This window comes from Nocardiopsis sp. TNDT3 (genome assembly GCF_003427465.1).
Classification (GTDB): domain Bacteria; phylum Actinomycetota; class Actinomycetes; order Streptosporangiales; family Streptosporangiaceae; genus Nocardiopsis; species Nocardiopsis dassonvillei.
This window is the reverse complement of record NZ_QPFC01000363.1, coordinates 1-1,785: the sequence shown is the minus strand read 5'-3', so window position 1 is coordinate 1,785 and position 1,785 is coordinate 1. Positions and strand designations below refer to the sequence as shown.

Below are 1,785 nucleotides of genomic sequence, written 5' to 3'. Positions count from 1 at the left end.
GGGGTGGGGGGGGGCGGCGACGGTGCTCGGAGGCACGGAACTACTCGGCGTCGGGGGCCTTCGCGGGCGCGTCGACCGGGGAGTCCTCGGAGGTGGCCTCGGCCGGGGCCTCGGCGGCGACCTCGTCGGCCGGGGCGACGGCGGCGGTCTCGACCGGGGCCTGCTCGGCAGCGGCCTCGGCGGCCTCGACGGGAGCCTCGGCCGAGTCGGCCTTGCCCTCCAGGAGCTCGCGCTCCCACTCGGCCAGGGGCTCCTCGGCGGACTTGCGCTCGCCGGAGGCCTCGGAGGCGCCGGAGCGGGCCATGAGACCGTCGGCGACGGCGTCGGCGACCACGCGGGTGAGCAGGCTGACGCTGCGGATCGCGTCGTCGTTACCCGGGATCGGGTAGTCGACCTCGTCCGGGTCGCAGTTGGTGTCCAGGATGGCCACGACCGGGATGTTCAGCTTGCGAGCCTCGCTGATCGCGATGTGCTCCTTCTTGGTGTCCACGATCCAGACCGCGCTGGGCACGCGGGACATGTCGCGGATACCGCCGAGGGTGCGCTCCAGCTTCTCCTTCTCACGGCGAAGGTTGAGGAGCTCCTTCTTGGTGAGCGAGGAGCCGGCGACGTCGTCGAAGTCGATCTCCTCCAGCTCCTTGAGGCGCTGGAGCCGCTTGTGCACGGTGGAGAAGTTGGTGAGCATGCCGCCCAGCCAGCGCTGGTTGACGTAGGGCATGCCGACGCGGCGGGCCTGCTCGTCGATGGCCTCCTGCGCCTGCTTCTTGGTGCCGACGAACAGGACGGTGCCGCCGTGGGCGACCGTCTGCTTGACGAACTCGTAGGCGCGGTCGATGTAGGCCAGCGACTTCTGGAGGTCGATGATGTAGATGCCGTTGCGCTCGGTGAAGATGAAGCGCTTCATCTTGGGGTTCCAGCGACGGGTCTGGTGCCCGAAGTGGACGCCGCTCTCCAGGAGCTGGCGGATCGTCACGACTGTGGCCATGACCTGGTCCTCCTTGATGGTGGCGGGGAGGGGCCCCGCCCTCGGTTGTTCCTGACGCCCCGGCCGTACCGCCGCACCGCCCGGAGGCGGCACGGACCGCGGGTGCGGCCCCTCGCTGAGGAGGCTCGTGGACGTGCGTATTGTGATCGGCCCGACGGGCCACAGATGATTCTATCTCCATCGGGAATACGTCGGGACCTGCGCCGCGTGGCGCCCCCTTTCCGCGGCGGGGTCGTCCACAGGCACGGACTCCCCCTGGTGTCGCGGCCCCCGCGCCCGGACCCTGGAGGTATGGCCCCCTCACTGCTCCTGACCCTGTCCCTGGTGTTCTCCCTCCTGTCCCCGCACCACCCCGCCGAGGCCGACTGGCGCTGGCCGGTGGACCCGCCGGTCCGGGTGCTGCGCCCCTTCGACCCGCCCGAACAGCGCTGGCTGCCCGGGCACCTGGGCGTGGACCTGGCCGCTGAGCCCGGCCAGGAGGTCCGCGCGGCCGGTGCCGGGCGGGTGCACTTCGCGGGCCGGGTGGCGGGCACACCGCTGGTGAGCGTGACCCACGGCGACCTGCGCACCACCTACCTGCCGGTGGAGTCCGACCTGGTCCGCGGCGACCCGGTCGCCGCCGGGGACGTTCTGGGCACGCTCGCCGCCGCGCCGCCGCACCGCCCGGACCGGCCCTGCCTGCACTGGGGCCTGCTCCGCGGCGACGACCACCTCGATCCGCTCTCCCTGCTCGGCCTGGGCGAGTTCCGCCTGCTGCCGGTCCCGCCGCCCGCCTCGCCACACGGGCGCGGACGCGGCAC

The 1,785-nt window shown here is 72.7% G+C and carries 2 protein-coding genes; one reads left to right on the top strand and one right to left on the bottom strand.

The features are described 5' to 3' along the window. Positions 1-40: 40 nt before the first annotated feature. Entirely contained in the window at positions 41-985 is a 945-nt protein-coding gene (rpsB, locus tag DQW06_RS09675; protein ID WP_013151293.1) for a 30S ribosomal protein S2, read from the bottom strand. Positions 986-1,276: 291 nt separating this feature from the next. Here rpsB and DQW06_RS09670 point away from each other — a divergent pair. Then, positions 1,277-1,785: M23 family metallopeptidase (locus DQW06_RS09670; RefSeq protein WP_157983392.1), on the top strand; the 509-nt coding region annotated here is incomplete at its 3' end.